The sequence below is a fragment of the Proteus faecis genome, from assembly GCF_030286765.1.
GTDB lineage: Bacteria > Pseudomonadota > Gammaproteobacteria > Enterobacterales > Enterobacteriaceae > Proteus > Proteus faecis.
This window is the reverse complement of record NZ_JASVWV010000022.1, coordinates 1-24,201: the sequence shown is the minus strand read 5'-3', so window position 1 is coordinate 24,201 and position 24,201 is coordinate 1. Positions and strand designations below refer to the sequence as shown.

Annotated in this window: 27 protein-coding genes, 1 other RNA gene and 2 pseudogenes; 10 read left to right on the top strand and 20 right to left on the bottom strand. The window is 38.8% G+C overall.

Going from position 1 to position 24,201, the window contains the following annotated elements; all coding sequences use genetic code 11:
* Nucleotides 1-86 (top strand): annotated as a pseudogene (locus tag QSH13_RS17410) (RNA-guided endonuclease InsQ/TnpB family protein); the annotation flags it as partial.
* Between the two features lie 139 nt (nt 87-225).
* Nucleotides 226-486, top strand: a complete 261-nt coding sequence (locus tag QSH13_RS17405; RefSeq protein ID WP_109396810.1) for a YfhL family 4Fe-4S dicluster ferredoxin — start codon at nt 226-228, stop codon at nt 484-486.
* Between the two features lie 40 nt (nt 487-526).
* On the opposite strand, the gene acpS is transcribed toward QSH13_RS17405, so the two are convergent.
* From acpS to trmN, 12 genes are all read right to left on the bottom strand, one after another.
* A complete protein-coding gene (acpS, locus tag QSH13_RS17400; RefSeq protein ID WP_196544644.1) occupies nt 527-907 on the bottom strand; it encodes a holo-ACP synthase in 381 nt (126 codons plus the stop codon).
* Nucleotides 907-1,638: a pyridoxine 5'-phosphate synthase gene (gene pdxJ, locus QSH13_RS17395; RefSeq protein WP_006533563.1), complete on the bottom strand. Its 732-nt coding sequence runs from the start codon at nt 1,636-1,638 to the stop codon at nt 907-909. Before pdxJ ends, acpS begins: the two co-directional genes overlap by 1 nt.
* 72 nt (nt 1,639-1,710) lie before the next feature.
* The gene (gene recO, locus QSH13_RS17390; protein ID WP_109396812.1) at nt 1,711-2,448 is read right to left on the bottom strand and encodes a DNA repair protein RecO; all 738 of its coding nucleotides are present in this window, start codon (nt 2,446-2,448) and stop codon (nt 1,711-1,713) included.
* A gap of 9 nt (nt 2,449-2,457) precedes the next feature.
* Nucleotides 2,458-3,366, bottom strand: coding sequence for a GTPase Era (gene era, locus QSH13_RS17385; protein WP_109406652.1), 909 nt, complete (start codon nt 3,364-3,366; stop codon nt 2,458-2,460).
* Nucleotides 3,363-4,043 carry a ribonuclease III gene (gene rnc / locus QSH13_RS17380; protein ID WP_072063260.1) on the bottom strand — a complete coding sequence of 227 codons (681 nt, stop codon included), beginning with the start codon at nt 4,041-4,043 and terminating at the stop codon, nt 3,363-3,365. Before rnc ends, era begins: the two co-directional genes overlap by 4 nt.
* A gap of 196 nt (nt 4,044-4,239) precedes the next feature.
* Nucleotides 4,240-5,211 (bottom strand): signal peptidase I, encoded by a 972-nt coding sequence (gene lepB, locus QSH13_RS17375; protein ID WP_109396814.1) that lies wholly within the window; start codon nt 5,209-5,211, stop codon nt 4,240-4,242.
* 14 nt (nt 5,212-5,225) lie between these two features.
* Nucleotides 5,226-7,022: a translation elongation factor 4 gene (gene lepA / locus QSH13_RS17370; protein WP_109396815.1), complete on the bottom strand. Its 1,797-nt coding sequence runs from the start codon at nt 7,020-7,022 to the stop codon at nt 5,226-5,228.
* Between the two features lie 301 nt (nt 7,023-7,323).
* Nucleotides 7,324-7,788, bottom strand: a complete 465-nt coding sequence (gene rseC, locus QSH13_RS17365) for a SoxR-reducing system protein RseC (protein ID WP_185901048.1) — start codon at nt 7,786-7,788, stop codon at nt 7,324-7,326.
* Nucleotides 7,789-7,801: 13 nt separating this feature from the next.
* The gene (rseB, locus tag QSH13_RS17360) at nt 7,802-8,770 is read right to left on the bottom strand and encodes a sigma-E factor regulatory protein RseB (protein WP_196544647.1); all 969 of its coding nucleotides are present in this window, start codon (nt 8,768-8,770) and stop codon (nt 7,802-7,804) included.
* A 47-nt stretch (nt 8,771-8,817) separates the two neighbouring features.
* Entirely contained in the window at nt 8,818-9,444 is a 627-nt protein-coding gene (gene rseA, locus QSH13_RS17355; protein WP_267128925.1) for an anti-sigma-E factor RseA, read from the bottom strand.
* 38 nt (nt 9,445-9,482) lie between these two features.
* Nucleotides 9,483-10,061 (bottom strand): RNA polymerase sigma factor RpoE, encoded by a 579-nt coding sequence (rpoE, locus tag QSH13_RS17350; protein WP_006533574.1) that lies wholly within the window; start codon nt 10,059-10,061, stop codon nt 9,483-9,485.
* A 295-nt stretch (nt 10,062-10,356) separates the two neighbouring features.
* Nucleotides 10,357-11,112: a tRNA(1)(Val) (adenine(37)-N(6))-methyltransferase TrmN gene (gene trmN, locus QSH13_RS17345; RefSeq protein WP_196544648.1), complete on the bottom strand. Its 756-nt coding sequence runs from the start codon at nt 11,110-11,112 to the stop codon at nt 10,357-10,359.
* Between the two features lie 264 nt (nt 11,113-11,376).
* On the opposite strand from trmN, the gene srmB reads away from it, so the two are divergent.
* Nucleotides 11,377-12,741 (top strand): ATP-dependent RNA helicase SrmB, encoded by a 1,365-nt coding sequence (srmB, locus tag QSH13_RS17340; protein ID WP_235376180.1) that lies wholly within the window; start codon nt 11,377-11,379, stop codon nt 12,739-12,741.
* A 141-nt stretch (nt 12,742-12,882) separates the two neighbouring features.
* Here the strand turns inward: srmB and grcA are convergent, their stop codons facing one another.
* A complete protein-coding gene (gene grcA, locus QSH13_RS17335) occupies nt 12,883-13,266 on the bottom strand; it encodes an autonomous glycyl radical cofactor GrcA (protein WP_109396820.1) in 384 nt (127 codons plus the stop codon).
* Between the two features lie 335 nt (nt 13,267-13,601).
* Here grcA and ung point away from each other — a divergent pair, with 335 nt between their 5' ends.
* A complete protein-coding gene (ung, locus tag QSH13_RS17330; protein WP_109396821.1) occupies nt 13,602-14,282 on the top strand; it encodes a uracil-DNA glycosylase in 681 nt (226 codons plus the stop codon).
* Nucleotides 14,283-14,399: 117 nt separating this feature from the next.
* On the opposite strand, the gene grpE is transcribed toward ung, so the two are convergent.
* Nucleotides 14,400-15,011 carry a nucleotide exchange factor GrpE gene (grpE, locus tag QSH13_RS17325; RefSeq protein ID WP_109396822.1) on the bottom strand — a complete coding sequence of 204 codons (612 nt, stop codon included), beginning with the start codon at nt 15,009-15,011 and terminating at the stop codon, nt 14,400-14,402.
* Nucleotides 15,012-15,111: 100 nt separating this feature from the next.
* Here grpE and nadK point away from each other — a divergent pair, with 100 nt between their 5' ends.
* The 3 genes from nadK (at nt 15,112) to bamE (ending at nt 18,236) form a co-directional block, all read left to right on the top strand.
* Nucleotides 15,112-16,011 (top strand): NAD(+) kinase, encoded by a 900-nt coding sequence (gene nadK / locus QSH13_RS17320; RefSeq protein ID WP_109396823.1) that lies wholly within the window; start codon nt 15,112-15,114, stop codon nt 16,009-16,011.
* Nucleotides 16,012-16,098: 87 nt separating this feature from the next.
* Nucleotides 16,099-17,760: a DNA repair protein RecN gene (gene recN / locus QSH13_RS17315; protein ID WP_196544649.1), complete on the top strand. Its 1,662-nt coding sequence runs from the start codon at nt 16,099-16,101 to the stop codon at nt 17,758-17,760.
* A gap of 113 nt (nt 17,761-17,873) precedes the next feature.
* On the top strand, nt 17,874-18,236 hold the full coding sequence (gene bamE, locus QSH13_RS17310) for an outer membrane protein assembly factor BamE (protein ID WP_109396825.1): 363 nt from the start codon (nt 17,874-17,876) through the stop codon (nt 18,234-18,236).
* 213 nt (nt 18,237-18,449) lie between these two features.
* Here bamE and QSH13_RS17305 read toward each other — a convergent pair whose 3' ends face one another.
* Both QSH13_RS17305 and QSH13_RS17300 read right to left on the bottom strand, forming a co-directional pair.
* The gene (locus QSH13_RS17305) at nt 18,450-18,746 is read right to left on the bottom strand and encodes an RnfH family protein (RefSeq protein WP_369961909.1); all 297 of its coding nucleotides are present in this window, start codon (nt 18,744-18,746) and stop codon (nt 18,450-18,452) included.
* The gene (locus QSH13_RS17300) at nt 18,736-19,170 is read right to left on the bottom strand and encodes an SRPBCC family protein (protein WP_006533588.1); all 435 of its coding nucleotides are present in this window, start codon (nt 19,168-19,170) and stop codon (nt 18,736-18,738) included. The genes QSH13_RS17305 and QSH13_RS17300 overlap by 11 nt, the downstream gene beginning before the upstream one ends.
* A gap of 156 nt (nt 19,171-19,326) precedes the next feature.
* Between QSH13_RS17300 and smpB the strand changes: the two genes are divergently transcribed.
* Nucleotides 19,327-19,809 carry an SsrA-binding protein SmpB gene (smpB, locus tag QSH13_RS17295; protein ID WP_069367807.1) on the top strand — a complete coding sequence of 161 codons (483 nt, stop codon included), beginning with the start codon at nt 19,327-19,329 and terminating at the stop codon, nt 19,807-19,809.
* Between the two features lie 59 nt (nt 19,810-19,868).
* Nucleotides 19,869-20,235: a transfer-messenger RNA gene (gene ssrA, locus QSH13_RS17290) on the top strand.
* A gap of 198 nt (nt 20,236-20,433) precedes the next feature.
* On the opposite strand, the gene QSH13_RS17285 is transcribed toward ssrA, so the two are convergent.
* Entirely contained in the window at nt 20,434-20,727 is a 294-nt protein-coding gene (locus QSH13_RS17285; RefSeq protein ID WP_286039403.1) for a colicin-like pore-forming protein, read from the bottom strand.
* On the opposite strand from QSH13_RS17285, the pseudogene QSH13_RS18605 reads away from it, so the two are divergent.
* Nucleotides 20,717-20,818, top strand: a pseudogene (locus tag QSH13_RS18605) (transposase); the annotation flags it as partial. The gene QSH13_RS17285 and the pseudogene QSH13_RS18605 sit on opposite strands and share 11 nt — an antisense overlap.
* A gap of 513 nt (nt 20,819-21,331) precedes the next feature.
* Here the strand turns inward: QSH13_RS18605 and QSH13_RS17275 are convergent.
* The 3 genes from QSH13_RS17275 to QSH13_RS17265 form a co-directional block, all read right to left on the bottom strand.
* Entirely contained in the window at nt 21,332-22,243 is a 912-nt protein-coding gene (locus tag QSH13_RS17275) for a hypothetical protein (protein ID WP_286039402.1), read from the bottom strand.
* Nucleotides 22,244-22,370: 127 nt separating this feature from the next.
* Nucleotides 22,371-23,258, bottom strand: coding sequence for a PhzF family phenazine biosynthesis protein (locus QSH13_RS17270; RefSeq protein ID WP_286039401.1), 888 nt, complete (start codon nt 23,256-23,258; stop codon nt 22,371-22,373).
* Between the two features lie 118 nt (nt 23,259-23,376).
* Nucleotides 23,377-23,958 (bottom strand): histidine phosphatase family protein, encoded by a 582-nt coding sequence (locus tag QSH13_RS17265; RefSeq protein ID WP_109396831.1) that lies wholly within the window; start codon nt 23,956-23,958, stop codon nt 23,377-23,379.
* Between the last annotated feature and the right edge of the window lie 243 nt (nt 23,959-24,201).

Sequence of the window (24,201 nt, the reverse complement as noted above, 5' to 3'; positions counted from 1 at the left end):
GCATACTGGAATTACAAGCGGCGGGACTCGTCGTTTCTGCCCATGGAGGCCAGCGTAAATCCGTCACACAGACGGTTGCGGTCTAAGAAGTGGGAAGCCTCGCCCGACAGGGCGGGGAGCAGTCACCTATACAATATAGATAACACAGGCAATAGACTAAGAGTAACATATAAGTGCAAGATATAAGTTACTGAAATTTAATAATTTATATATTAAGTGACTGATATGGCTTTACTAATTACAAAGAAATGCATCAACTGTGATATGTGTGAACCAGAGTGTCCAAATGATGCTATTTCAATGGGGGATGAAATTTATGAAATTAATCCTGATCTTTGCACTGAATGTGTAGGACATTACGATAAACCGACTTGCCAATCTGTTTGTCCGATTACTAATACGATCATCACTGATCCTACTCATATTGAATCTCAAGATGAGCTCTGGGAAAAATTTGTGTTGATCCACCACGCAGATAAGATCTAAATCTTAATCGATGATTTTGTGGGTGATAAATCTAAGAGAGCTATTTTTCTAAAATAACTGTCGCGCAAGCATAACGCTGTTCATCAGCAAGTGTTACGTGAATAGAGTTTATCCCCGCTTTCTCTGCCATCTCTTTTGCAACTGCTAAGAAATGCAGTGTCGGTTTACCTAACTCATCATTACGCACTTCAAAATGATTAAAAGCCAATCCTAAACGGATGCCTGTTCCTAATGCTTTTGCCGCAGCCTCTTTTACTGCAAACCGCTTAGCTAAAAAGCGGATTGGCTGTTTATGGGTTTGATAGATTTCCCATTCCATTTCAGTAAGGATACGACGAGCAAGGCGTTCACCAGAACGCCCTATAATATCTTCAATACGTGATATCTCAACGATATCCATACCTAAGCCGACAATAGCCATTAACGACGCGCTTCTCGCATTAAGCGTTTCATTTCTTCAACCGCGGGTGCTAATCCACTAAATACAGCTCTACCAATAATTGCATGGCCAATATTTAGTTCATAAAGTTCAGGTAATGCAGCAATACGTTGTACGTTATGATAATGCAAACCATGTCCTGCATTCACTTTTAAGCCTTTAGAGGCGGCATAAGTCACTGCATCACGTATACGCATAAACTCTTTTTCTTGAGCCATTTCATCTTCAGCATCAGCATAAGCGCCAGTGTGGATCTCAATAAAAGGCGCGCCAACGCGGTCGGCTGCATTAATTTGTTCATGGTCAGGATCAATAAACAGAGAAACTTTGATACCTGCTAAAGATAAGCGTTTAATAGCATCAGCAACTTTTGCTTCATTGCCAACAACATCTAAACCACCTTCTGTTGTCACTTCTTGGCGTTTTTCAGGCACTAAACAGCAAAAATCAGGCTGAGTTTGACAAGCTATCTCAATCATCTCTTCAGTGACTGCCATTTCCAGATTTAATCTTGTCTGCACTGTTTGGCTTATCAGCATTAAGTCACGATCAGTGATATGACGTCTATCTTCACGTAAATGAATAGTAATACCATCAGCACCAGCTTGCTCTGCAATAAAAGCCGCTTGAACAGGATCGGGATACGTTGTGCCTCGGGCATTACGAAGGGTGGCGATATGGTCAATATTAACACCAAGTAGAATATCAGACATGCTCTTCTCCTGAAAAATAACGTTGCATTACCTTAGTTTACACATTCCATTGAGAAGAAAAAGACAATATTACTATTCTGCCATCAATGCTCTTTTCTTTGGAGATTTTTTAATGGCAAATTGTCTAAAAAGCTCTCTACTTTTTAATGGTTTTCCGCCTAAATAAGGCTTCAAAGCCATTCGAGTAAACCTTTTTGCCGCTTTTAATGTTTCAACAGTAGGAAATTCTCGACTAGCCAAGGATTTTAATTCAAATCCAGTAAAACTATTATGATCAACCACTAAACTCGCAATAAAACCTTTTTCTTCCCGATAACGATAGGTCATTGAATCGGAAACAGGCTCTCCACTTCCGGCACAATGAAGAAAATCCAAGCCATAACCAAGTTGGGTTAATAACGCAAGTTCAAAGCGTCTTAGTGCGGCTTCTGGTGTGGTATCGCTAGCAGCAAGAATTTGCAAACAGGAGAGGTATTCAAAAAAAAGTACACTATAAGACGTACCATTTTCTAAAACGCGAGACAATAACTCATTAAGATACAAGCCACTGTATAGTACAGAGCCTGTCAGTGGTAATGCTAAAGAGATAGGTTCAGCATCACGAAGTGTTTTAATTTCTCCTCGCCCACTCCAACGAATGAGCAAAGGAGTAAAAGGTTGCAGTGCCCCTTTTAAGGGTGAACGACGGCCTCGCGCACCTTTTGACAATATGCGAACTCGCCCTTCATTTTCAGTGAAAAAATCGAGTAATAAACTTGTTTCACTGTAAGGTCGAGCATGGATAACGAATGCACGTTGCCAGCCATCCACTTTAGTTACCTACTTTAAATCGTCCACATAGCCAAGGCTACGTAAAGCACGTTCATCATCAGCCCAGCCTGCTTTGACTTTCACCCAAAGTTCTAAGTGAACTTTGTTTTCAAATAAGTCTTCCATATCCATACGGGCTTCAGTACCAATTTTCTTGATTTTCGCACCTTTATTACCAATAACCATTTTCTTCTGGCCTTCACGCTCAACCAGAATTAATCCGTGGATATCATAACCACCACGTTCATTGGTAACGAATTGTTCAATTTCAACAGTGACAGAATAAGGTAATTCTTCACCTAAAAAGCGCATCAATTTCTCACGAATAATTTCTGATGCCATAAAACGCTGAGAGCGATCAGTAATATAATCTTCGGGGAAATGATGTGTAGCTTCTGGTAAACAATTACGTACGATTTTCGCTATTGTATCGACATTCATGTCTTTTTCAGCACTGATTGGTACGACATCAAGAAAATCCATTTGTTGGCTTAAAAAACCAATGTGTGGAAGTAACTTGGTTTTATCAGTCACGTTATCCACTTTATTAATTGCTAATAAAACAGGGCAACGTAATGATTTTAATTTATTTAACACCATTTCATCATCAGGCGTCCAATTGGTACCTTCAACAACGAAAATAACTAATTCAACATCACCAATAGAACTACTTGCTGCGCGGTTCATCAGCCTGTTGATGGCTCGCTTTTCTTCAATATGCAAACCTGGTGTATCCACATAAATCGCTTGGTAAGCACCATCTGTATCAATACCCATGATACGATGACGCGTAGTTTGCGGTTTACGTGATGTAATAGAAACTTTCTGCCCCAGTAATTGGTTCAGTAGTGTTGATTTTCCCACATTTGGGCGACCGACTATCGCAATAAATCCGCAATAGGTTTGTTCTTCGCTCATTCAAGCTCCAGTTGTATTAATGCCTGTTCAGCAGCGGCCTGTTCAGCTTTACGACGACTCGTTCCCATCCCTTTGACAGGTTGTTCGATACCGCTTATCTGACAATGGATCGTAAACTCTTGATCATGGGCTTCACCACGAACCTGTACCACATTATAAGAAGGTAATGGTAAGTGACGGCCTTGCAGATATTCTTGCAAACGAGTTTTAGGATCTTTTTGCTTATCGCCTGGGCTGATTTCAGCCAAACGATTTTCATACCAGTTTAAAATAATTTTTTCGATATTTTGAATATCACTATCAAGGAAAATTGCACCAATTAAAGCTTCCACCGTATCCGCTAAAATTGATTCACGACGAAAACCGCCGCTTTTTAATTCCCCAGGGCCTAAACGTAGACATTCGCCCAATTCAAATTCACGCGCTAATTCAGCGAGCGTATTTCCACGAACAAGCGTTGCTCTCATTCGACTCATATCACCTTCATCAACACGAGGAAAGCGATGATAAAGTGCGTTAGCAATCACATAGCTTAGAATTGAATCACCTAAAAATTCTAAACGTTCATTATGTTTACTGCTGGCACTACGATGCGTTAAAGCCTGTAGTAATAATTCATTTTGCGTAAAAGTATAGCCCAGTTTTTTTTGTAACTGGTTTACTAATAAAGTATTCATGTGCGATCAATTTCCATAACTTAATTTGAAGCACACGCAACAAATCTGTTTAAGACAACAAGAATTTATCGGGCTGGATAACAGAACTGTTGCGTTTGCACTGGCTCCTGTCAATAAAAAGGAGCCAATCATATTTAAAGAAGCGACATATTCTACACTTAGATAAGGAGGAATGCTGTCGCTATTTTGTTAATAATTACTTAATGCTACCGATACGGCTAAAACGAACGCCTGTTGGCCATTCATTCTCTACTTTTTCAAAGCTCATCCAGATTGTTGTCGCTTTACCAACTAAGTTTTTCTCTGGAACAAAGCCCCAGAAGCGACTATCTGAACTACCGTCTCGATTATCCCCCATCATAAAGTAATGACCTTCAGGAACAATCCACGTACCGACAGGCAATCCGGGTTGGATAAACTCGGGCATTGTCATATCACCGGGTATTGTCATAATACGATGAGAGACTTTATCAATAGTTTCTACCCTTTCCTCTTCACGTAATTGAGTTGCTGTTGAAATAGGCTCCTCAATTGGAATGGATTTCATACCATTAATACGCTGACCACCTGGCACATTTTGTAATAATAGCGTCCATTCACTTGGGTACGCAGTACCATAAGTTACTGATATTTCTTCATTACAAACGGCTTTATCACAATTTGGATAGATATGAAGTTTTTTCGACATCATATCATAAACAATTTTATCACCGGGTAATCCAATAACCCGTTTAATAAAGTCAGTAGAAGGATCTCGAGGATACTTAAATACTGCGATATCACCTCGTTTTGGCTTCCCTGTATTAATTAATGTGGTTTGCGTAATTGGATCTTTTAATCCATAAGCAAACTTTTCAACCAAGATAAAATCGCCAACCAACAAGGTTGGCATCATGGAGCGAGAAGGTATTTGAAACGGCTCATACACAAATGAACGCAGAACCAAAACAATAATCAAAACTGGGAATAAAGAGCCTAGTGTCTCTGCCCAGCTTGGTTTATTAATTGATTTTGCTAACTCTTGCTGATCCTCGGACCCTTGCGTCATCTCTTGAAGACGCTTTAGTTTTGCTTTTCGGGCTGGCTTAAGCTTAAAGCGTTCAATTCCCCAAAAAACTCCCGTTATTAGCGTTGCCAGCGTTAGGATCAAGGCAAACGTGTTAGCCATGTTTTCTCCTTAAATTATTTATCTTTACCAACATGAAGGATGGCTAAAAACGCTTCTTGTGGTAGCTCTACGTTACCAATTTGCTTCATACGTTTTTTACCATCTTTCTGTTTCTGTAACAGTTTCTTCTTACGGCTAACGTCACCACCATAACATTTGGCTAATACGTTTTTACGTAACTGTTTAACAGTTGAACGAGCAATAATATGGTTGCCAATTGCCGCTTGGATGGCGATATCAAACTGTTGGCGTGGAATAAATTCTTTCATCTTTTCCACCAGCTCACGCCCACGATAAGGTGCATTATCGTTATGTGTAATCAATGCTAAAGCATCAACGCGATCACCATTAATCAAGACATCTACACGTACCATGTTAGAGCCTTGGAAACGAATAAAGTTATAGTCTAAAGAAGCATAACCGCGTGATGTTGATTTTAAGCGGTCAAAGAAATCTAATACCACTTCAGCCATCGGAATTTCATAAGTCAATGAAACCTGATTACCATGATAGACCATATTGGTTTGAACACCGCGTTTTTCGATACATAAAGTAATGACGTTACCTAAATATTCTTGCGGTAATAACATATGACATTCAGCAATAGGCTCTCTGATTTCTTCAATATTATTTAGTGGAGGCAATTTAGATGGGCTATCCACTGATATAATATCGCCGTTAGTCATTTCAACTTCATAAACTACGGTTGGTGCCGTTGTAATCAGATCAAGGTCATATTCACGTTCTAAACGTTCTTGAATAATCTCCATATGAAGAAGACCCAAGAAACCACAACGGAAACCGAAACCTAATGCAGATGAGCTTTCTGGCTCATAGAATAATGAAGCATCGTTTAAGCTTAATTTACCTAATGCATCGCGGAATGATTCATAGTCATCAGAGCTAATTGGGAATAACCCCGCATAAACCTGTGGCTTAACTTTCTTAAAACCTGGTAAAGGTTTATCTGCTGGTTTTTGTGCCGCAGTTAAGGTATCCCCGACCGGCGCACCTAAAATATCTTTAATACCGCAAACAACCCAGCCGACTTCACCACAATTTAATGATGTAGTATCAATTTGTTTTGGCGTAAAAATACCAATACGGTCAATGTTATAAACTTGTCCCGTACTCATTACCTTAATTTTATCGCCCTTGCTAACTTTACCGTTTTTAACACGGATCAGTGAAACAACCCCAAGGTAGTTATCAAACCAAGAGTCAATAATCAGTGCTTGTAATGGAGCATCTGCATCACCTTCAGGCGCAGGGATCTCTTTTACAAGACGTTCGATAACTTCTTTAACACCAATACCTGTTTTTGCAGAGCAGCGCACTGCATCTGTGGCATCAATCCCCACAATGTCTTCAATCTCTTCAGCAACACGCTCTGGTTCTGCCGCTGGTAAATCTATTTTATTTAAAACTGGAACGACGGTGAGATCCATATCCATCGCTGTATAGCAGTTTGCTAATGTTTGTGCTTCAACCCCCTGCCCAGCATCTACGACCAATAAGGCACCTTCACACGCAGCGAGTGAACGAGATACTTCATAAGAGAAGTCAACGTGTCCTGGGGTATCGATAAAGTTAAGCTGATAAACTTCACCGTCATCAGCGGTGTAATTCAAGGTTACGCTTTGCGCTTTGATTGTAATACCACGTTCACGCTCAAGATCCATAGAATCAAGAACCTGCGCAGCCATTTCACGATCTGATAAGCCACCACAAATTTGAATAATTCGATCTGATAACGTCGATTTACCATGGTCAATATGTGCGATAATGGAAAAGTTACGTATGTTTTTCATTCTGAAATTATTTTTCTCTATTGCTTTGCTCTATAAATCTGGCTTTGGAGTCATTCATGGACACAAAGCGAAAACTCTATATTGCAGGAGTTATTATTGATGACGCATTCTACACACTAGAGACATTATACTCAAAGAAACGTTCATCAAACACAAACATTTATGCTAAGACTTGCATTTATTTGTAATTTTTTGCGGGTAATTTCCAGATATAGAAACGCGTTAATTTAAGATAGATATTATTACAAAAGCAGCATGACAAAAATAATGGGGCAAATGCCCCATTATTTTAATCAATTCATTATTCTTGAAATTGAACATTAAGTTCATTCGGTGGAAGCCCTATTTGCAATACAATAGGTTCAAAGCCTTCATCTTTACTCCACCAAGTCGCCACTTTTTTAGCCAATAAGAAACCAAGGGCACCGCCCATAAGTCCACTGCAAAAAATAGCAAATTCACTCGACAACCAAAGACTCGCAATGCCTGCAACAATAAATAAGCCAACAAGTGGCGTTAAATACACTAACATTGCTGAGAGAAGTAGATTATTTTCAGGAATACCTACTTCCACTTTTTGCCCTTCGACTAAAGGTTGCGCAACGGGGAGTTCAAGTTGATGAACTGTCTCGGGCCCTATTTTATTTAATAAATAAGAGCCACATGCAGCCCGAGCTTGGCAACTACCACAGCCAGAAGACGATCCGTAGCGTAATAACGCTCGCCCTTCATGCCAATGTATAACTGTTGCCCACTCTTTAACCATAACTTATACCCTTTTACTTTTTCGTAAATACAACACTATTAACTATTGTTTGTGCCGTAGAAGATGGTAACTGACCAATAAAGGTAATTTCATTACCCTCTTTGTGATAGGTATAAATTGTATTACGACCATACCTCAACATTTTATCGCGTTCGGGCGAATTCACTTGTTGACCACTTTTATTAACATAAATAGAGAAGTCAAATAAACCGTCGCTAAATAAAATAGACTGACTAAACTCGGTTTCAGAAATCTGATGGTTACTGCGTTTTACCTCTTTAAAACCCTCAGGTAATTGACTAACCGACCAGTTATAAACTAGGGGTTTAGCTTTTGGTACAAGTAATAAAGGTGGCATATTGACGGTACGTAACGAATTAAGTTCAGTTTCGACTTCACTCCCTTCATTAACGGTGATCACTCGAAATTGTTCAATGATGTCATTATTCTTATCTAATAGATCGACTCTTAACGGCAGATATCTTTCTTCATCAATAAATAAGACATAATCATAACGGTCATTATTTTTTGATAGCACACGAACAACGCGGCTTGGAATATCACCAATATGCGTTCTACCTGCATCAATAAAATTATAATAAACTGATAATTGATTGAAATCTTGGTAAATAATAGAAGGGATATAATCAACGATATGATCATTTCTTAAGCTAAAAGCATCTAAGCCAGGCTCAAAATAACTAATTTCATCACCACGTTGAACGATTTCACGGCGAGTACTATCCATTTGCATTAATTGTGCAAGCGGTTTGCCATCAATAAGCGTGTGACGATAGCGAATAGGAACAATACCTTGAGAATTGATATTGATAAAAGATAATTCATAGGTAGAGCTTTGACTTGTCTGTCCCATCTTTTGCAACAAAGCCTTGACACTACCTATTTGAGGTTGTGACAAGGCTTGTATCGGCATTGACAGGCTGCCCACCAGCAATAAGGCGGATAACCATAACTTTTTCATTACGACTGTTTCATTCCCACACGTTATTTATACATTCACATCTATTATTACTGTGTTACTACGGATTGAGTTTCACCTTGAGCACTAATTGGTGCTTCATTTTGTGGTGCATTATAGATACGACGATCTAACTCATACTGTTGCAACATTAATCCAAGGCGCTGATTACGCTCTTGTAAACGTGTTTGTTGGTCTTTACCTAAAGTATCGTTTTGAAGATTTAGGCTTACTGGTGAACCGGCCCCCATAATAGGTTGAGTATTAAATACAGGCGTATCTACTTGGAAATCTTCAGAACCATTTTTTCCATTATATTGCTGAACACCAACAATAACAGCTAATGAAACACAAGCCGCAACACCGATTTGAGTTAACTGACTTGCCCAAGGACGTAACGTTTGTAAGAAAGAGTGCTGACGCCATTGTGATGGCGCAGGTTGCTGCTCTTGTTGTTGTTCAGGACTTATGCGAACAGGTTCATTCTCTAAAGCGAGCGCAACGCGACTTGCGATATCGAAGTGGACTACTTCACCTACATCACCACGCATTGTGTCACGAATTAAATGGTAGCGTTGCCATGTCTCTTTCATGGAGTCATCACGAGCAATTGCACCCATTAATTCTTTATCAAGAACTTCGCCATCCATAAATGCAGAAAGTTTTTCTTTTTGCATGTAAAAGTACCCTTCAGTCAATGATGGTTCACCCACAATTAAAACTCTTGTATTAATGGTTGAACCTTATTATCAATAGCTTCTCGCGCCCTAAAAATACGTGAACGAACTGTTCCGACAGGGCAATCCATAATGACTGCTATCTCTTCATAGCTTAGTCCGTCAAGTTCCCGAAGTGTAATAGCAACCCTTAAATCTTCAGGTAATGACTCTATGGTGTGAAAAACCACTCTCCGTAACTCTTCAGACAACATTAAATTCTCAGGGTTCGAAATTTCTTTTAGTGCATTTGGTGATTCGAAATTTTCAACATCACTCGCATCTAAATCATTCGAAGGCGGACGTCGCCCCTGTGCGACCAAATAATTTTTTGCTGTATTCACAGCAATGCGATAAAGCCACGTATAAAAAGCACTATCTCCTCGGAAAGACCCAATAGCACGATAAGCTTTAATAAAGGCTTCTTGCGAAACATCTGGCACATCGCCCTGTGGTACATAACGGGAAATCAGGCTTGCTACCTTGTGTTGATAACGGATAACCAGCAAATTAAAGGCTTTCTGGTCACCATTTTGTACCTTTTCAACCAACATTTGGTCAGTTAACTGCTCGCTCATTAGAGATGGACTCTCCCGAAGTCAAGCTTCGCACTATTTTTAAATGACTCCGTCATATTTACTCTCGTTATTCCTTCTCGTTTTTATGAGCTACAAGACTTAGAGCGCAAAAATAGTATGAAGTTCAATTCAATCATTATTTTAAGAGATGAATCACAAAAAATCATCATGGTGATCACCCAACCAAAATGCAATTTGCCAATAAAAAAACGATAACACAATGATATTATTTAAATATATACGATTACTTACAACAATATATATTATCTTAAACAAGATATTATTAAATATAGATTTAATAATATAAATAAAAATCAGTCACCCATGATCGGAACTGTTCAGTGTAATACCCTTCATTATGACGAATAATAAGCTCATCTATACTACATTCAATGTTTACCTTACTTTGCCTTTGAAAGGCTAATAAAATCCGATGATAAGGTTTATCCGCACTGTCTTTAATATTAACGCGCTTAACAAGTATCCACTCTTTTTTTTCTGCAAGTTCAATAAATTGTTCACCAATTAAATAAGGCAACACAACACAGAATAAGCCACTTTCAGTAATAAGAGATTGTGCACTTTCCAACAATCCCTCATGCGTTAAGGTTTTGGTATAACGCGCTTGCTCGCGCATATCATTTCGACATGCAATAGATGGTTCAAAATAAGGGGGATTACTGACAATTAAATCGTATTGAGTTTGCGTATTCTCTGCATAGTTATAGATATCACTATGATGAATATGAATAAATGAATGCCATGGTGACTCTTGAGCATTTTCCGTAGCTTGTAATGCTGCTTTCTCATCAAGTTCAATGCCATCAATACACTCTATTTTATTCGCTCTTTGGGCAAGCATTAATGCAATTAATCCACTCCCGGTACCAATATCAAGCGCTTTTTTTACATTATCGATAGGTGCCCAAGCCCCTAATAAAACCCCATCAGTACCCACTTTCATTTCACACTTATCATGAGCAACAAAAAATTGTTTAAATGTAAAACCACCTTTACGTAATCCTGATTTTTTCACTTTCTTTTGATTCATCTATTGGCTCTATTGATTTGTACAGCAATCTCTTTTTATTGCTTATCAATCATGTCACGAAAAAAGAGATATATGGTAAGATAACGCTTCTACACCCCCCTATCTTAACATTAAACTATTTGTATACGATGCACGCTTATTTAGATTAAGTCTAAAAACAACAAATACCTTCGTCTATCGGTAATATATAATGTGATAGCGGTAAATCCTCTGGCTTTTAGCGGGGGATAATGTCAAAATCCGCGCCCTAAACAGAGGTATACAATGACAGCCACGACATTTTCCAGTCTTGAACTTGATGAAAGTTTATTGACCGCATTAGAAGAAAAAGGATATCAACGTCCTACTGCTATTCAAGCAGACGCAATTCCTGCCGCAATGGATGGACGCGATATTTTAGGCTCTGCGCCAACAGGCACAGGGAAAACGGCGGCCTTTTTGCTTCCAGCAATTCAACACTTGCTTGATTATCCACGTAAAAAATCAGGCCCGCCACGTATTCTTATCCTGACGCCAACACGAGAACTTGCTATGCAAGTTGCTGAGCAGGCAAAAGAATTATGTGCGCACACACATTTAGATATCGCCACAATCACAGGCGGTGTCGCTTATATGAATCATGCTGAAGTCTTCAGTGAGAACCAAGATATCGTTGTTGCAACAACAGGTCGTTTATTACAGTACATCAAAGAAGAAAACTTTGACTGCCGTGCAGTGGAAATGCTGATTTTAGATGAAGCAGACCGTATGTTAGATATGGGTTTTGCTAATGATATCGAAACTATTGCAGGCGAAACTCGCTGGCGCAAACAGACATTACTGTTCTCTGCAACATTAGAAGGTAATGCGGTTATTGATTTTGCACAGCGTATCCTCAACGAACCCGTTGAGCTTAATGCGGATCCATCTCGCCGTGAGCGTAAAAAAATTCAACAGTTCTATTATCATGCTGATAATCTCGAACATAAAACAGCATTACTTGCCGCATTACTGAAGCAAGATGATGTTAAAAAGTCGATTGTATTTGTTCGTAAAAGAGAACGGGTAAGAGAACTTGTCACTGCATTAGAAAAACAAGGTATTAAGTGTAGTTACCTTGAAGGTGAAATGGCACAAACACAACGTAACGATGCGATCAAACGTTTAGAATCAGGCAAAATGAATGTGCTTGTTGCTACAGACGTTGCTTCTCGAGGTCTTGATCTCGATGACATCACACACGTTTTCAACTTTGACTTACCTCGTACTGCAGATGTTTACTTACATCGTATTGGTCGGACAGGACGCGCGGGCCGCAAAGGTATCGCAATCTCATTAGTTGAAGCTCACGATCACCCATTATTAGGAAAGATTGGCCGTTACGTTCAAGAGCCAATTAAATATCGTGTTGTTGCTGAACTGCGTCCAGAAACCAAAGCTCCAAGCATGAAATCAACATTCAAACCTTCTAAAAAAGTGCTTGCTAAACGCAAAGCGAGAAAAGAAGAAGAGAAAAAAGCAGTTAAAGAAAAAGTGCGGACACGCGATCGTAAAAATATTGGTAAACGTCGCAAAGCAGTTGCTGAGCATACAGAAAAAAATGTGGCGCCTACTACACCAACAAAAAAAAGAAATACTGATAACGAATAATCTGTATTCTTTATAATGTTATAAAAAAACCGTAGCTATATAAGATAGTTACGGTTTTCTGTTATTTTATCTTAGTTTATATAGAAAAAAGCCCGATATTTTCATATCGAGCTTTTTATTAATTTATTACTTTAGTGAAAATTACAGGCTTTCAGTGAAAGTACGAGTAATAACATCACGTTGTTGTTCTGGAGTCAGTGAGTTAAAACGCACTGCATAACCAGAAACACGAATAGTTAACTGAGGATATTTCTCAGGATTGTTAACAGCATCTTCCAGTGTTTCGCGGCTTAATACGTTAACGTTAAGGTGTTGACCACCTTCTACACGAACAACCGGTTTAGATTCTACAGGCACTTCACGGTATTCGATATTACCTAACTCTTTACGGTTAACCACTTGACCTTCTTCAAAGCCTTTTTTAGCACAGATGCAACGAGCTTCCCCGTTTTCATCATCTAATAACCAGAAAGAGTGTAATAAATCGTCGTTATCAGCTTTAGTAATTTGGATACCAGTAATCATTTCGACCTCCAATTTGGGCGCAAAATCAAATTCCAATCTCATATCAGAACTTGGGTATTTGGTCTAACCAATGTTTCTGTCTACTTATATACCAGTATAAATGGCGTCATTCTTTGATAAATATCAATAAAATTCATAAGCGTTTTACCCATCAGGGTGCAAAGTGTTGTTTTAAATCAATTATTATCGAATACCAACTTGCAATTTTTTTTGTAAATTTTCAAATAAAAGTTGAGAAATCAATTAATTTTTTATTTTTAGTCCGTAATATTTTCATTCCCCTGATGAAATCGGTAAGCTTAGACACGATAAGATATCAACAAGGATTTTAGGTTATGACTGCACCATTAACTTGGCATGATGTGATAGGCGCTGAAAAAGAAAAGCCTTACTTCCATCAAATTATGTCTCAAGTCGCACAACAAAGAGCCACAGGTAAAATTATTTATCCTCCTCAAGAAGATATTTTTAATGCTTTTCGTTTTACGCCTTTTGATAATGTGAATGTCGTTATTTTAGGACAAGATCCTTATCACGGACCTAATCAAGCTCATGGTCTCTCTTTTTCAGTCCGGCCAGGCGTACCAGCACCACCTTCATTAGTCAATATGTATAAAGAACTAGAAAAAGAATATCCTGATTTTAAACGCCCTAACCACGGCTATTTAGAAAGTTGGGCAAAACAAGGTGTTCTATTACTTAATACCGTATTAACAGTAGAGAAAGGCCAAGCACATTCTCACGCTAACTATGGTTGGGAAATCTTTACTGACGCAGTAATAGAACAGATCAATCAGCGTAGAGATGGGGTTATTTTCTTACTTTGGGGCGCTCATGCTCAGAAAAAAGGACGTTTTATTGATACAAATAGACATGTTATTTTAAAAGCACCTCATCCTTCACCACTTTCTGCTCATAGAGGCTTTTTAGGTTGTGGTCATTTCAAACAAGCCAATAATATTTTACAGCAACAAGGCCGCACACCAATCAATTGGCATCTTGATCCTATTGAATAAAATCACCCTATAAAACATAAAACCGCACAATAACATGAATATTAAATAATCTGCGTATTGTGCGGTTTACTTTATCTACATGTAATAACTCATGTGATAACGAATATTTTATCGATATTATTTAGAAACAATAACCATAGCTGGGCGCAATAAGCGACCATTTAAGGTGTATCCTTTTTGCATAACATCGACCACATGGTTAGATTCATGCTCTGGGCTATCAATTAAAGTCATCGCTTGGTGAACGTCAGGGTTAAATACCACATTTTTTTCTTCAACCACTTCGATACCAAATTTACGAACAGCATCTAAAAATGATTTCAGTGTTAATTCTAAACCTTCAATCATTGGCTTTAATGATTCATTTTCATGATCAGCCGCAGATAAAGCACGCTCTAAATTATCAAGTACAGGCAATAACTCATTAGAAAATTTTTCAAGTGCAAATTTATGTGCTTTCTCAATATCTTGTTGAGTACGGCGACGCACATTTTCAACTTCGGCCAAAGCACGAGCCATAGCTTCACGCTCTGTTTTTTGTGATTGTTCCAGTTGTTTTTCAAGAGAATCAATACGCGCTAGTGCTTCCACTAACTCAGCTTGAGCATTAAAGTCCGCTTGTGCTTCTTCAGTTGTTACTTGCTCTTGAGACTCATCCATTACAGATCCCATTCCTTCTTTTTCTTTTGAGACTTGCTCTTCATGTACATTTTGTTCTTTACTACTCATGAACATCTCCGCGTAGTTTTAGTATTCATCTTCATATTTAGTTTATTATGGGGATCAATAAACGGGTTTCAAGGAATTGGCGCAAAACGAGGGTAAAAAAATGCCAGATAATACCGTAACGGAAGAAAAACACTTTAAATGTATTGGCATTGTTGGTCATCCACGCCACCCCGAAGCAATTTCAACTCATGAAATGCTCTATCATTGGCTATTGGCTCAAGGCTATGACGTTATTATTGATACACAAGTTGCTCAAGAACTAAAGCTAGAAAATGCACAAACAGGTGATCTAACACAAGTTGGTAAAGCTGCCGATCTAGTCATTGTTGTTGGTGGCGATGGCAATATGCTTGGGGCTGCACGAGTGTTATCTCGTTATAACATCAAAGTGATTGGTGTTAACCGGGGGAATCTAGGCTTTCTTACTGACCTTGATCCTGATAATGCCTTACAGCAATTAACCAATGTGTTGGCTGGGCACTATCGTGAAGAAAAACGTTTTTTACTTGAAGCACGCGTCTATGCAGAAGGTCAAAGAAATCGCATTGGTACAGCAATCAATGAAGTCGTGCTTCATCCCGGTAAGGTTGCTCATATGATTGAGTTTGAAGTTTACATTGATGATCGTTTTGCTTTCTCTCAACGTTCTGATGGCTTAATTATTGCAACACCAACAGGATCAACGGCCTATTCACTTTCTGCTGGAGGACCTATCTTAACCCCAAATCTTGATGCTATTGCACTTGTACCAATGTTTCCACATACCCTATCAGCACGACCTTTGGTTATCAGCAGTGATAGCCAAATTTGCTTAAAATTCTCACAAACAAATATCGATTATGAAGTCAGTTGCGACAGCCAATTAGTGTTACCAATTAAAGAAGGTGATGAAGTTATTATTAAGAGAAGTCGTCAAAAGCTCAATTTAGTTCACCCGACTGATTATAATTATTTTAATACACTCAGCTCAAAATTGGGTTGGTCGAAAAAAATGTTCTAATTTTTGTGCCTCACTACTTTACTGTATAAAAAACCAGTTTATACTGTATGTAATTACAGATATGTTTTTATACACAGGAGAGGCACTATGCTGACTCAATTAACCATTAGTCATTTTGCCATAGTCCGTGAACTTGAAATCGATTTTTCAGGTGGCATGACCACCATTACAGGCGAAACTGGCGCAGGTAAATCTATTGCAATTGATGCTCTGGGTTTATGCTTGGGTAACCGTGGTGATGCCAATATGGTGCGCCCAGGTGCAACTAGAGCCGATTTATGTGCACGATTCTCACTCTCTGATACGCCATCAGCACAACGTTGGCTTGAAGAACATCATCTTGATGATCATAACGAATGCCTATTAAGAAGAACTGTTTCTGCTGATGGGCGTTCTCGTGGTTTTATCAATGGCACTTCCGTACCACTTTCACAATTAAGAGAACTGGGTTCCTTACTTATCCAAATTCATGGACAACATGCTCACCAACAACTTTTAGAGCCTCGCTATCAAAAACAACTGCTTGATATCTATGCCCATGAACCTGCTTTATTAAAAAGCATGAAGTCGGCTTATCAAACATGGCATCAAAGTTGCCAAACTTTAGCCGCATTTCAACAACTCTCATTAGAACGAGAAGCAAGGCAACAACTGGTTGATTACCACTTAAAAGAGCTCAATGAATTTCAGCCAGTACAAGGCGAATACCCTGAATTAGATCAAGAATATAAACGTCTTTCTAACTGCGGTCAGTTTTTAACGCTAAGTCAAAATAGTTTACAAATTTTAAGCGACAACGAAGAGCAAAATATTTTAAGTATGCTCAATGTGGCTAAACATGAAATTACTGAACTAGCCTCTATGGAAGGTCAGTTCAATTCACTATTAGAGATGCTAGAAGAAGCGACTATTCAAATTAGTGAAGTGAGTGATGAACTTCGTCATTATAGCGATCGCTTAGAGATGGATCCTAATCGCTTATTTGAAGTAGAGAAACGCATGTCTAAGTACATTAGTTTGTCACGAAAACATCGCGTTGCCCCTGAAGAACTCTATGATCTTCATCAGCTATTAATTGAAGAGAAGAATGCCTTACTTCGCCAAAATGACGATTGTGACGCTTTAATAGAACAAGTCAAAGCTGACCATTTAATTGCATTAGATGTCGCAAAACAACTGCATCAAGTTCGTCAACAATATGCAAATGAATTAAGTCAACTTATAACTAATAGTATGCATCAGTTATCAATGCCACATGGTTATTTTACTGTTGATACCTATTTTGATGACAGTTCACTGCAAATTGATGGTGCCACAAAAGTTGAATTTAATGTCACCACAAACCCAGGGCAACCTCATCAAGCACTTTCTAAAGTAGCTTCAGGAGGTGAATTATCACGTATTGCACTCGCAATCCAAGTGATCACTGCCAAAAAAATGGATACACCAGCACTTATTTTTGATGAAGTCGATGTAGGTATCAGTGGTCCAACAGCGGCTATTGTTGGTAAATTACTACGAGAGTTAGGCGAATCAACTCAAGTTATGTGTGTTACTCACTTACCTCAAGTTGCAGGTTGTGGTCATCAACACTATTTCGTTAATAAAGAGACAAATGGTGAAGAAACTGAAACAACCATGAAACTGTTATCGAAAAAAGAACGCCTACAAGAGCTCGCACGTTTATTAGCTGGTAGTGAAGTCACCAAAAATACCTTAGCAAATGCGAAAGATTTGTTGGCAGCATAACGATTAACAAACTTTTATTGATATTTAAGGTCATAGGCAGAGTGTGAAAGGTTTTCAATTGCTGCGTTGTCGATTATCATCGTCACTATGACCCTAAAAGGAATGTAATAACCATGCGTTTTAAACTGTTAAAAGTTGCCGCCTTATCTTTAGTCGTAATGACTTCAGGTTGCTCTATGTTCGAGAGACTGGTTTACCACCCAGATATCAATCAGGGAAATTATTTAACGCCTGCCGAAGTCGCAAAAGTTCAGCAAGGAATGACACAGCAGCAAGTTCAATTTGCCCTTGGTACGCCAATGCTTAAAGATCCTTTCGGAAGCCAAACTTGGTATTATGTTTTCCGTGAAGAACCTGGTCATCAGAAAGTACGTCAAGAGACCCTCACCCTGACTTTTGATAGCAATGGCATACTGACTAAGATTGATAAGCAAGGCAATATGCCTAACTTCGCATCACCTGAAACAAAATCGTAATGCGATTGCTATACTAAGAACTAAGAAAGCTTAGTTTTATATAAGATTGGCAAAAACGAATTGCACCCCATACGTTAAATTTGACGTTGGGGTGTGTTTTTATAAAGAGGAATTGCTTTATAACAGTGTTGTCTTTTTATTGTATCTGACTGTAACCAAACGGCCTATCACGCAGAATATGATGCTCCCTTTTTTTATTGAGCGAGCATAATATTAATCCGCTTTTTGTCGTGCTTTTTCAGCACGCTTACGGCGCATTTCTTTAGGATCGGCAATTAAAGGTCGATAAATTTCAACTCTATCACCGTCTCGCACATTATCGCTTAACTTTGCTGGTCGACTATAAATGCCCACTTTATTCTTAGTTAAATCAATATCATTACAAATCGTTAAGATATTTGAAGCAATAATGGCTTGCTCAACAGTATCCCCTAATGTTAGTTCAACAGGGATAAGGTACTGTTTGTCGGGCAACGCATAGGTTACCTCTACCCATATTTTAGTCACGATAGATCTCTTTCGCTCTGTGAGTAAATGCCTGAACCATATTGTTCGTTAAATCCTTAAAAATACGCCCAAAAGCCAACTCAATTAATTTATTAGTGAACTCAAAGTCTAGCTGAAATTCTATCTTACACGCATTATCATCAAGTGCGGTAAACACCCACCCTCCCGTTAATTTACGAAAGGGACCATCAACAAGACGCATATCAACACGTTCATTAGTCTTTAAAAAGTTATGAGTAGTAAATGTTTTACTAATTCCCGCTTTAGAGACATTTATTGATGCAATCATTTCTTCTGGAGTGCTTTTGATCAGTTTACTTCCAACGCATCCTGGTAGAAAATCAGGATAAGTAAGAACATCATTAACCAGTTTAAACATTTGCTCTGTGCTAAAAGGGACGAGAGCAGATCGACTAATCTGAGGCATAGTTATTCCTGTACGACAACACTGTGTGTGATCATATCATTGAACAGTGACTAATTAAAAATCTAATGGAATATAGCTTAAGTTTTATGCAATTGAAAAGAAAACAGTCGGTTAAATGATTTCTTTCTATTGCTCATACAGTATAATGTGGAAATTATGACAAAGAAAAAATCACACAAACCTGGTTCTGCGACCATTGCGTTAAACAAACGTGCTCGCCATGAATATTTCATTGAAGATGAGATAGAAGCGGGCTTGGCGCTCCAAGGCTGGGAAGTTAAATCACTGCGTGCAGGAAAAGCCAACATCAGTGATAGCTACGTTGTCATGCGTGACGGTGAAGCTTATCTTTTTGGTGCAACCATTACACCTTTAAATGTTGCATCAACTCATGTGGTTTGTGATCCGACACGTACCCGTAAATTATTATTAAAACAGCGTGAACTTGATAACCTTTATGGTCAAATCAACCGCGATGGTTATACCGTTGTTGCTCTTTCTCTTTATTGGAAAAACGCTTGGTGTAAAATTAAAATTGGCGTTGCAAAGGGTAAGAAAGATCACGATAAACGTGAAACGATTAAAGATCGTGAGTGGAAATTAGACAAAGCACGTATTATGAAAAATGCTAACCGCTAAATTGCGTTAAGTACTAGCAATTACAAGTATTTTTCTGATATACTCGCTTTTAACAACTTGGGGCTGATTCTGGATTCGACGGGATTTGCGAAACCCAAGGTGCATGCCGAGGGGCGGTTGGCCTCGTAAAAAGCCGCAAAAAAATAGTCGCAAACGACGAAAACAAACTAGCACTAGCAGCTTAATAACCTGCTCAGAGCCCTCTCTCCCTAGCTTCCGCTCTTAAGACGGGGATCAAGAGAGGTCAAACCCAAAAGAGATCGCGTGGATGCCTAGCTTGGGGTTGAAGCGTTAAATTTAATCAAGCTAGCTTATTCATGGCGTGTCTGTCCGCAGTGGGTAAGTGAAATCAAAGACTAGACTAAGCATGTAGTGCCGCGGATGTAGAAATTTCGGACGCGGGTTCAACTCCCGCCAGCTCCACCAAATTTGGTGGGTCAGTGATAGGACAACGATTTCAAAATCAAGAAGTTAGCGAAATCGGCAAGACTACACACTGACAACAAAAGGACTTGAAAGTGCACGCGAAATGCACGTGCATTTGAATAAAGAACCCTAAGGGTAACTCCTTGGGGTTTTCTATTTGTAACAAAGTGTAATAAAATATTTCATTCAATCCCTTCGTTAGAAAGAATTCCAGAGCAATTGTTTTGCATCAATAGATTCTAATGCTTTTATAATAGCAGCTCGATCTTTAGCATTAATTTTATTATTAATATTCTGCCCATATTTCTCATATGTACGTAAAACATCTTCTACATTTCTGATTGTTTTTCCTTTAGATTGTTCTGCTAACTCTCTAGATAATTGAGCTGCCTTTTTACCAAATTCCTGTGTTACTTTTTCGTAAAATAAAATTGTGAATTTCACGCTATCTTTGATGTCATTAAACTCTTTTTCCTGCTGAGAGAACAGCATTTCTGAAGCCATCTACTACAACTGGAAATCTAAATACGGTCGCATGGAGGCTTCTGATATTAAAAAGACCAAAGATCTTGAGGACGAGAACTGACGTCTCAAACAGATGTTTGCCGACCAGAGCTTTGAGAACTAGGCGCTGATAAGACATTATCGAAAAAAGCTTTAAAACCAGCCTGTAAGCGTGAACTGGACACTCATTTGGGATTCAGTATCCGTCAGGTATTCTGGAATCAGAACCTAAGCAGAACAGTTTACCATTACCACACGTGACAAACCCGTTATTGTCGCGTTGCTAGCGTTAGTAGAGCGGTATCCATGATACGATTTTCCGAAACTTTCCGGGTTCTGAGGCAACAGGGATATTATAGGAATCACAAAAGGATCCACCGTATTTATCAAGAGCTGGGTGAGTTGACGCATAACGCTGAATGATGTGCGGGAAATCACGGAAAAATAGTTATCAGAATATAACTGTGAACGCCCGCATGAATCACTGAGCAATATGACGTCGGAGGAATACCGGCAACACCATGATTTGGTCAGAATTTCAAAACATTCATGGAACTAAAGTGGGCCTATTTACAGAAAGGCCTTTTTTACTTTAGGGGTAATATATATGCCCTATAATTGCACAGATTAATCGGTAATCGGTGACATAGAAGATCTCCTGGTTATCCGTGCTTTGCTCACCGATAAAAAAGACCTGAGCTCTTTCTTTAGCCTTTTTATTAACTGCTTCTTTCGCTTCTTCCTGCACGGTTTCCAGCTCATTTAGAAGCATGGTTCGTTTGGCCTTCGACCACTCCTTCCACTTAACGTGGATTTTGTAGCTCCGTGAGGGCTTCGATTTCCCAGATTCGTCTTTTGTCCATTCCCCCGAGAGCGGAATGATAATCTGGTTCTCGTCTTGCTCAAATTTCTGCCACAACAACTGTGAATAGAAAACTCGCCGCTCAGGGTAGAACTGAATCGGATCTTTAAGTTTTTTAAATACAGTCATGTAAGTATCAGCATCAATTCCCTGTATGTTTAGTGACATACCACGATCATACGGGAAGCGAATAAACGCCCTACAAATCTGGCGAATAGCATTCACTGGACGACGGGATTGCCGTGCTGGAGTATTACCATCATTGGATATTGACGATACAGAACGTGTTGAACTGGGTTTGTTTGCACTGCCGGTAGCATCAGGATCAACGACTGGACGTTGTTCAATCAGTTTTAACCCTGCGGGCATCAATCCCGGTGTGCTGTCCAGCAAATAGCGAACGCTTTTCTTCTGACCCTGTTTAACAACAGTGCTTTCAGCATCCGCATCGCAATTAATATGTTCTTTTCCCGGCATTTTATTAAACGACGGTCTTTTCTTACTGCCTTTTTGCCAGGAGGAAGGATACATATCGATTCCACATCCCCAGCACACATAACCTTCAGTATCTACGTTATCAAGTAACCAAAGATCCTCGGCCTCAACAATTTCACCTGTACGTTTATTGCGAGCAGATTCCATCACTTTCTCCTTATACGAAACAAAATCCAGCATTTCTTGCCTTGGTGGTCAAATACACACAGTGACAATGCACGAGTATCGCGTGACAGTAGCTATTACTTTATTATAGTCAATTACCACTAGTTATTTAAAAAGTAATAATCTTCGAGCCTATCATGGTTGCTTTTCCTCCCACTCTCACTCGACTAATTGTATTTTCCGTTGAATCAATAATAACGTGAATAAGAGAAGAACATTGCATGGCACGCCCCTGCTCTAATAGAAAATGCGTTTTATGAGGGAAAACATGCTTAACAAGATAACAGCCTAAAGCGCCACTAGAACTCCCTGTAGCAGACTCTTCATTGATGCCATATAAAGGTGCAAAGTTACGGCAATGAGCAGTAATCTCTTTATCTTGGCTAAGCTCAAAAACATGAAAGCCAATAGTATTAAATTCGCGACTTAACTCTGCAATCGCATCAAAATTCGGTTTTAGCGTATCTAATTGCCCAAATTGTACGGGGATCAAAATATCAGGTAATCCTGTTGAAAATATCTCAATAGGTAAGCCTGTTTCTGAAATAACTTCGCAATTTACTCCTAATGCAGCGGCCACAGCATCTATTTTTGGAGCTTGTCGTGAAATAGGCAGTGTTTGCTCCATAACGACATTTTCAGTATCAATAGCAACGCTTAAAACGCCTGCTTTGGTTTTTTGTGTGTAATGACCAGAAGCCAATAAATTGAGTGAAGATAAAGTGAAAAATACCGCTAATGTAGCATGACCACAAAAATCGACTTCTCCTTCAGGCGTGAAAAAATCAACTTCAAAATCAGTCTCTTCACCTTGATAAACAAAAGCAGTTTCAGAAAAGCCGACTTCTTTAGCGATAGCTATTTTCTGTTCATCACTTAATTGAGGAGGATTTAGTACTACACCAGCAGGATTCCCCCCTGTATTATTTCGAGTAAATGAGTTTACAAGATATACTTTGATCTCGTGCTCCACTGAGTGTATAGCTTCATTTTGCATATATTTTCCGCATTACTTCAAACGCATTAAGTCTGTGTATAAAAATAGAGTTTTCTCGATCTATCTTATATTGCTCTACTTTAAATATCTTCTTTTTAAGTAGTAGATAAAATACTCACTAATTAGGGCAAACTTCCGACACGCTATCTAATCCTTGCTGTCTTTGTTCAAATGTGACACTTTTATTATCGCCATCTCGGATAATTTTTAAGATATAAATACTATCAAAATCACTACTTTTCCATTTAGGGATTAATTTAGGATCTCCCCCCTCTTGCTTCATAATATCTCGTGCCACTTTAACTAAATTGTCATGCTCCCATGCAATAAAAATAACTGCATTTTCATATTTCTTACTTAACAGGGCTTCTCGCAATTCTTTTACCTCTTTAGCATGGTATTGAAGATGAATAGGTAATGAGGTTTTAATCGCGATAGGAGAAATTGTTTGGAGTGAACGCAATGAATTGCCTAACTTACTCTGTTTGGGCGCAGCGGCAAATAATGCATCAGGTTTGCCAAATTGATTTATAAGTACATCTGGTAGGGCTAATGCTCTATTTAATCCCTTACAGGTCAATTGCCCACTATCATTATCAGGTTTTTCACCATGTCTTATAAAGACAAGTGTTTGATTGGAATACGCCATATGACTGAATCCTAAAATAAATATGCCCAAAAATATAAATACACTGCGCATACAGCGTTGCCTTTAAGTCAATTAAGTATAAGAAATATATAAAAATTAAAACACATCTAATATTAACCATAAACTCGCCTGTTTGGTGTCACTCAGTCTATCATAGACCAAAGTATTTTAGCGAAAAACGCCGTAAACCCTCGCCCAATGCGGGCGGGGATATAAGGCGAAAAGCCCGCAGGGCTTTAAAGATCAATCAGGCGTTGACTGACTCTGAACGTAGGCTCTGAACGTTTCAATCGT

Coding starts and splice junctions, on each gene's coding strand:
- QSH13_RS17265 (WP_109396831.1), bottom strand. CDS start 23,958: ATGCGCAGTGTATTTATATTTTTGGGCATATTTATTTTAGGATTCAGT.
- nadK (WP_109396823.1), top strand. CDS start 15,112: ATGCCAGATAATACCGTAACGGAAGAAAAACACTTTAAATGTATTGGC.
- srmB (WP_235376180.1), top strand. CDS start 11,377: ATGACAGCCACGACATTTTCCAGTCTTGAACTTGATGAAAGTTTATTG.
- pdxJ (WP_006533563.1), bottom strand. CDS start 1,638: ATGTCTGATATTCTACTTGGTGTTAATATTGACCATATCGCCACCCTT.
- grpE (WP_109396822.1), bottom strand. CDS start 15,011: ATGAGTAGTAAAGAACAAAATGTACATGAAGAGCAAGTCTCAAAAGAA.
- rseA (WP_267128925.1), bottom strand. CDS start 9,444: ATGCAAAAAGAAAAACTTTCTGCATTTATGGATGGCGAAGTTCTTGAT.
- recN (WP_196544649.1), top strand. CDS start 16,099: ATGCTGACTCAATTAACCATTAGTCATTTTGCCATAGTCCGTGAACTT.
- rseC (WP_185901048.1), bottom strand. CDS start 7,788: ATGGTTAAAGAGTGGGCAACAGTTATACATTGGCATGAAGGGCGAGCG.
- acpS (WP_196544644.1), bottom strand. CDS start 907: ATGGCTATTGTCGGCTTAGGTATGGATATCGTTGAGATATCACGTATT.
- QSH13_RS17275 (WP_286039402.1), bottom strand. CDS start 22,243: ATGGAATCTGCTCGCAATAAACGTACAGGTGAAATTGTTGAGGCCGAG.
- QSH13_RS17285 (WP_286039403.1), bottom strand. CDS start 20,727: ATGCTGTTCTCTCAGCAGGAAAAAGAGTTTAATGACATCAAAGATAGC.
- grcA (WP_109396820.1), bottom strand. CDS start 13,266: ATGATTACTGGTATCCAAATTACTAAAGCTGATAACGACGATTTATTA.
- lepB (WP_109396814.1), bottom strand. CDS start 5,211: ATGGCTAACACGTTTGCCTTGATCCTAACGCTGGCAACGCTAATAACG.
- QSH13_RS17405 (WP_109396810.1), top strand. CDS start 226: ATGGCTTTACTAATTACAAAGAAATGCATCAACTGTGATATGTGTGAA.
- rnc (WP_072063260.1), bottom strand. CDS start 4,043: ATGAATACTTTATTAGTAAACCAGTTACAAAAAAAACTGGGCTATACT.
- ung (WP_109396821.1), top strand. CDS start 13,602: ATGACTGCACCATTAACTTGGCATGATGTGATAGGCGCTGAAAAAGAA.
- lepA (WP_109396815.1), bottom strand. CDS start 7,022: ATGAAAAACATACGTAACTTTTCCATTATCGCACATATTGACCATGGT.
- rseB (WP_196544647.1), bottom strand. CDS start 8,770: ATGAAAAAGTTATGGTTATCCGCCTTATTGCTGGTGGGCAGCCTGTCA.
- trmN (WP_196544648.1), bottom strand. CDS start 11,112: ATGAATCAAAAGAAAGTGAAAAAATCAGGATTACGTAAAGGTGGTTTT.
- QSH13_RS17270 (WP_286039401.1), bottom strand. CDS start 23,258: ATGCAAAATGAAGCTATACACTCAGTGGAGCACGAGATCAAAGTATAT.
- bamE (WP_109396825.1), top strand. CDS start 17,874: ATGCGTTTTAAACTGTTAAAAGTTGCCGCCTTATCTTTAGTCGTAATG.
- QSH13_RS17300 (WP_006533588.1), bottom strand. CDS start 19,170: ATGCCTCAGATTAGTCGATCTGCTCTCGTCCCTTTTAGCACAGAGCAA.
- era (WP_109406652.1), bottom strand. CDS start 3,366: ATGAGCGAAGAACAAACCTATTGCGGATTTATTGCGATAGTCGGTCGC.
- smpB (WP_069367807.1), top strand. CDS start 19,327: ATGACAAAGAAAAAATCACACAAACCTGGTTCTGCGACCATTGCGTTA.
- rpoE (WP_006533574.1), bottom strand. CDS start 10,061: ATGAGCGAGCAGTTAACTGACCAAATGTTGGTTGAAAAGGTACAAAAT.